A 6,191-nucleotide genomic window follows, 5' to 3' on the forward strand; every position below is an offset into this window, starting at 1 on the left:
TGATAGATATATTCGAAAAATCGTTGATATAATTTCATTTACCACAGGATTGTTCAACAAATCGAAAAGAGAAGAGGTCACAGCAGACATCTCCTCTTTTCGAGTATATAGATTATCGCCCAAACTTCACAATGAAAGTATCTGCTGTTTTCTCCATCTCATACCCGAGATACCCCTCCGAAAGCAAAGCCTGCTGTCCACTAGCATCACTCATTAGAATACTTTGAACATCTGTCCAATCGTTTTCTTTATCTCCGCGCAATTCCTTCACAAAAACATACCGCAGATTACCACCATACTTCTCCTTCAGCGCAGCAATCGCCATCCCTTGCGCAAACTTATCCTTCAAACTCGGGATGTTAAAAGGTGCGACCGTGCAGCATACGTAATCATATTTGCTGTCTTCTTTTTGCAATTCGTCCATGATGACGTTTGCTAATATTTTTTGCATCCCATTTCCTCGGCAGTTCGGATGAACGTTTGAGATTTCTTGATAGATGACGCGGTGCAGTTCACTTTCTGATAGACCAATATCAAGCCCTAAATGTTCATCGTCGATAGGAGGGACGAGTAGAGCGCGAAATGCGATGAGTTCGTTTTCGATAAAAGCACCGATCATCATGCCGTTTCCTTCTAGAATGTATTGAAATTCTTCTTGTGAGAGTGGTTGTAAACGACTTTTATCTTCTAGTGCTTCAACTACGATGTTTTGTAGTGATAAAATTTGTTCGATGTGCTCTAGTGATAGTAATGTAACGTGAAATGGATTGTTATTTTGTTTTAATGTTCCTTCGTATAGAACCGTCATATGATAGTCCTCCTTTAGCGTACAACGTCTTGAAAGACGGTTAGTTCTTGTAATGTATCTTCGTTTATTTCAATGCCGAGTCCAGGCTTTTCGTTTAAGCGAATGAATGGTACGTCGTAATGTAAGTTTCCGATGTCTTTTGTGAATTTTAATGGCCCTGTTAGCTCTACGCTCGTAATGATTTTTTTTGAGAAAGCGACATGGAATCCTGCGGAAGAGGCAACAGATGATTCGACCATTGATCCCACTTGGCATTCAATGCCTGCCATTTCTGCTTGATGAGCGAGCTTTACAGCTGGATATATGCCGCCGCATTTCATTAGTTTTATATTTACTTTATCAGCAGCTTCTAATTTAATAATTTGGCGCATTTCACGAGAACTTTTTAATCCTTCATCAATCATAAGCGGGAGGTCTGTTTTAGAACGAATATGAGCCATGGCATCAATATCGTCCGCGATAACAGGTTGTTCAATCCAGTCAATGTTTAAATGTCCTAATGAACGTAGTGCTGTTAATGTGTTTGCGCTATTTTTCCAGCCTTGGTTTACATCAACGCGAATAGCGATGTCATTTCCTACACGTTCTCGTACAGCTTCAATACGTTTCACATCTTCTTTTACATTTGTACCAACTTTCATTTTGAAAGATTGGTAACCTTTTTGAATCATAGAAGCAGCTTCTTCAGCCATGTTTTCTGGATCGGCAATACTTAAAACATGAGTGACAGGGAATTCTTCATGGTAGCGCCCGCCAATTAATTGATATACAGGTTGATTTAGTTTTTTGCCCATTATATCAAAACAAGCAATATCAATTGCGGCTTTCGCTGTTGGAACACCGTAAATTGTATTGTCCATCATGTCGTGTATTTTTTCGATATTCATTGGATTTTGCCCAATTAGAGCAGGGGCTAGCGTATGTTTTAAAGTATGGAAAGTACTTTCCCACGATTCACCTGTGACGTGATCATCAGCAACGCCTTCACCGTAACCGATAATACCTTCATCTGTTTCCATTTTGACGATAATAGAGGGCATATCAGAATAAGAGCCATAACTAATAACAAACGGATTGCGAAGCGGTAAACGAATTGCGTAAAGATGAATAGCTGTAATTTTCATTGAATAGAAACCCCTTCCTGTTTACAATAGTTTTATACATTTGATATAGTTGACGTTAAATAGTCGTTAATTAATGATAAGGAGTTAGAGAAAATGATGATAAAAATTGCAGTTGTCGGTTCAAAGGAATTTATGGACAACCTTTTTCCTATTGCTCAAAAATTAGAAGGAATAGAAATTGATCCATATATTTACCTTCATCCGGCGGAATCTTCTGAACTATTAAAGTGTTTAAAGCCTTGTGATGTCATCTTTTTCTCAGGTGCTTTACCTTATTATATGGCAAAAGAAATAAGAGAACAATTACGAATTCCAAGTACATACTTACAGCAAGACGAGACAACTGTCGCATCTTCAATTCTTTCTATCATGTATCATCAAAGTATTCAACCACATAACATTTCCATCGATTTAGTAGACCGCTCTTTTATTACAAATGTGTTCCGTGATATCGGTATAAAAGAAAGTCCGCAAGTGTTGGATTATGAAAATATGCTGTGGAGTAAAGATGAGATAAATAGAGTTATCGATTTTCATGTAGCTAAATATCAATCTGGAGAGGCTCATTTAGCTTTAACTAGTATTCACGCTGTTTACGACGAGCTTCAAAAAATAGGTGTTCCTTCAGAGCGTATGATTGATCCAACACAATCCATTATACATGGGCTAAAAGATGCAAAAATAAAAGCTGAGTTAGCAAAAAGCTATTCAGCTACTGTTGGTGCTTGTATTATTTCTTCCTTAGAATTACGAACGAGTTTGCTTGAAAAACTAGATGTCATTTCAAAAGAACTACGTGGTTCATTTAAACAAGTGGATGAAATGACATGCATTTTGTATACAACTCGTGGTGATATCGAATCGATTATTAAAACAAATGCGATAGATAACTTGTTTGCGAGCATAGAAGGAACGATAGCTATTGGATTTGGTTATGGAAAAACCGTGAAAGAAGCGGAGCAAAATGCAAAAATCGCTCAAAGTTTTGCAAAGAATAATCCAATAGATCGTTGTTTTTATATACTAACAAGTGATAAAGATTTGTTTGGTCCGTTCCCGAAAGAACAGAGAGTACAAAGTTTGAAAAATGATAATCCGGAACTAATGAAAATAGCGAAGGAAACAAAGCTTAGTCCGGCCAACTTGTCAAAAATCATTCAATTTAGTCAATCGCACCCGTCATTGAAGTTTACAGCAGCTGACCTTTCTGAGTACTTACAAGTAACTCGAAGATCGACAGAAAGGTTGTTAAAGAAATTAGTTGATTACGGGTATGCTCATATTTGCGGCGAGGAAATGCCCTATCAACAAGGGCGACCTCGTGCACTATATGAACTGAATTTACCGCTATTTTTAAGCTTCTAGTTGAGCTTTTTGTTTCTTTAGTAGTTCTGCTTTTTCAATGTCTGATAGTTTTACAATTGTGAAGCCTGTTATACCATAAATGATTGAGATAATAGGTACGATGAAATTCAAAATAGCATAAGGAGCATATTCAAATGCACCTACGCCAAGTGTTGCGAGAATAAATACACCGCACGTATTCCAAGGAACGAAGACAGAAGTTAATGTTCCGCCATCTTCTAATGCTCTGGATAAGTTTTTTGAATGTAGTCCTTTTTCCGTGTATGCATTTGCGTACATTCTTGAAGGGACAACAATTGAAATATATTGTTCAGAGCAAGTAAGGTTTGTTGCAAAACAAGATGCGATAGTAGAAGCGATAAGCCCTTTTGCTGATTTCGCTAACTTTAAAATTTGATTTACAATTGAGCGAAGAATACCTGTATGTTCTAATACTCCTCCGAAAGTCATAGCGACAATTGTCATAGAGACTGTATTCATCATCGAATCTAAGCCACCGCGGTTAAATAGTTCGTCTACTAGCTTGTTTCCAGTGTCTATAACAAATCCAGCTTGGAGTGCACCGACAGATGCTGAGACAGAACCACCTTGAATAAAGACTTGTGATAAGAATCCTAAAATAATACCGACGAGAATCGCTGGTATAGCAGGGACTTTTTTAGCGACCAATACCATAACGACTACGGGTATAATGAGTAGAAAAGGCGAGATAACAAAGTTTTGTTGCAATACTTGTAACGTTTGATCGATGCTCTTCGCATCAATATTGTTAGTGCCGAAGCTTCTTCCTAAGACCGCGTAGACGATAAGAGTAATAATTAAACCTGGAACTGTAGTAAATAACATATGACGAATGTGTGCGAATAAATCTGTATTTGTTAATCCTGCGGCTAAGTTAGTTGTGTCTGAAAGCGGTGACATTTTATCGCCAAAATAAGAGCCTGAAATAATGGCACCAGCAACCATTGGAGCTGGAATTCCCATACTTAGGCCAATTCCCATTCCAGCAACACCAATTGTGCCCATTGTAGACCAAGAGCTACCAATTGCTAATGCTACGATAGAACAAATGACGGTAATGGAAACTAAAAATAGTGATGGAGTTAAAAGTTTTAAACCGTAATAAATCATCGTTGCGACGATTCCACCGCCAATCCAAGCACCAATTGTTAAGCCAACAAGAATAATAATGACGATAGCGGGTAATGCAAGACGAATCCCTTTATACATTGCTTCTTCAAGATCATTCCATTTGTAACCGTAACGCCAAGCGACAATAGAAGCAACGGTTGTACCAATAATAAGTGGAACGTGAGGGGTTTGTTTTAATACAACAATTGTAACCATCATAACTGCAACGGTAATGATAATAGGGATAATCGCTATTCCAAAAGGTATTTCTTTTTTCATAAAGTTCCTCCTTGTTACGTATGTTTGTTTGTATTTTTAGAATTGTCGTAAAATAGACGTTTATTAGGTTATGATAACTAAAAGTTTATGTAAGCGTCAACATAAAAAAACAGAAAATAAGGAATGTTCTAGTTGTTTGTTTAGTTTGTAATATAAGTGCAGAGTAAGCTTTTTAAGTATTTAAAAATAAATAATTGACTTTTTTCTTAAAATTCAATATGTTCATAAAAACATCTGTTTTTCATAAGTATAATTAACCCGAATCGTTTGTAATGTGGGAAGGAGACTGGAACGTTGAAAACATTAGAACTACAAGAGCGCTTAACGGAGATTTTTCAGCATTTACACGAAAACCCTGAAGTAAGTTGGAAAGAATATGAAACGACAGCGTATATTACTGACTTTTTAAAAGAAGAAGGAATTTCATATAGAACATTTGATGATTGTCCAGGTGTAATTGCTGAGATTGGAGGCGGGAATCCGGTTATTGCGATTCGTGCTGATATGGATGCACTTTGGCAAGAAGTAAATGGAGAATTTAAAGCGAACCATTCATGTGGCCATGATGCTCATATGACCATTGTAATGGGACTTATTTTACAATTGAAAAATATGAGATGGAAAAGTGGTACGGTTAGATTTATTTTTCAGCCAGCAGAAGAGAAGGGGAATGGTGCTTTGAAGATGGTGGAGAAAGGTGCTGTAGATGATGCTGATTTCTTATTTGGCGTCCATCTAAGACCAATTGAAGAACTATCTTTGAAACAAGCAGCCCCATCTATTCGTCATGGAGCAGCAGGATTTTTAGAGGGTATGATTCATGGGGAGGATGCACACGGGGCAAGACCACATCAAGGTGTGAATGCAATTGATGTCATTTCCATGATTAATATCGGTTTGAAAAATATTTGGCTGCCACCGCAAAGTTCTTATTCAGTAAAAATGACGAGATGCCAAGCGGGTGGTGATAATTTAAATATTATTCCGGGAAATGGTCATTTCAGTTTAGATGTAAGAGCAGAGAGTAATATACTATTAGAAGAATTAAAGAAAAAGATTGAGCATGTAATAGAATCAGCTGCATCGATGGGATCAAAAACTTCATACGAATGGATGGATCTTGCACCAGGAGCAGAGGTTTCCGAAGAAGCAGAGCGCTTTATGCGTAAAGGTATTCTCGAAGTGTATGGGGAAGAGAGATGCACAGGGCCTCTCTATACGACAGGAAGCGATGATTTCCATTACTATACAGTGAAAAGACCACATTTAAAAGCTGTCATGCTTGGACTAGGAGCAGACCTACAACCTGGATTACACCATCCGTATATGAGGTTTGATCATAGTTGTATTATGGATGGGGTAGAAATATTGAAACAAACTGTATTGAAAGTGTTAGAAGACAGGGGCTAGAGAGCTCCTGTTTTTTTGTCGTGAATTGTCGGCAAATCGATATATTTGAAAAACCGTTGATATATTTTGAGTTA

The 6,191-nt window shown here is 37.5% G+C and carries 5 protein-coding genes; 2 read left to right on the forward strand and 3 right to left on the reverse strand.

Translation table 11 applies throughout. The features are described 5' to 3' along the window. Positions 1–112: 112 nt before the first annotated feature. Both MR107_RS28830 and MR107_RS28835 read right to left on the reverse strand, forming a co-directional pair. Positions 113–808: a GNAT family N-acetyltransferase gene (locus tag MR107_RS28830; protein ID WP_242293058.1), complete on the reverse strand. Its 696-nt coding sequence runs from the start codon at positions 806–808 to the stop codon at positions 113–115. 14 nt (positions 809–822) lie between these two features. After that, the gene (locus tag MR107_RS28835) at positions 823–1,932 is read right to left on the reverse strand and encodes a mandelate racemase/muconate lactonizing enzyme family protein (protein ID WP_226368471.1); all 1,110 of its coding nucleotides are present in this window, start codon (positions 1,930–1,932) and stop codon (positions 823–825) included. A gap of 93 nt (positions 1,933–2,025) precedes the next feature. On the opposite strand from MR107_RS28835, the gene MR107_RS28840 reads away from it, so the two are divergent. Then, a complete protein-coding gene (locus tag MR107_RS28840) occupies positions 2,026–3,297 on the forward strand; it encodes a transcriptional regulator (protein WP_139849821.1) in 1,272 nt (423 codons plus the stop codon). Here the strand turns inward: MR107_RS28840 and nhaC are convergent. Continuing rightward, on the reverse strand, positions 3,286–4,707 hold the full coding sequence (gene nhaC, locus MR107_RS28845) for a Na+/H+ antiporter NhaC (protein ID WP_242293059.1): 1,422 nt from the start codon (positions 4,705–4,707) through the stop codon (positions 3,286–3,288). The genes MR107_RS28840 and nhaC overlap by 12 nt on opposite strands. 294 nt (positions 4,708–5,001) lie before the next feature. Between nhaC and MR107_RS28850 the strand changes: the two genes are divergently transcribed. Then, entirely contained in the window at positions 5,002–6,117 is a 1,116-nt protein-coding gene (locus MR107_RS28850; protein ID WP_000853516.1) for a M20 peptidase aminoacylase family protein, read from the forward strand. Positions 6,118–6,191 lie beyond the last annotated feature (74 nt).

The organism is Bacillus cereus group sp. BfR-BA-01441 (genome assembly GCF_022663075.1).
GTDB lineage: Bacteria > Bacillota > Bacilli > Bacillales > Bacillaceae_G > Bacillus_A > Bacillus_A cereus.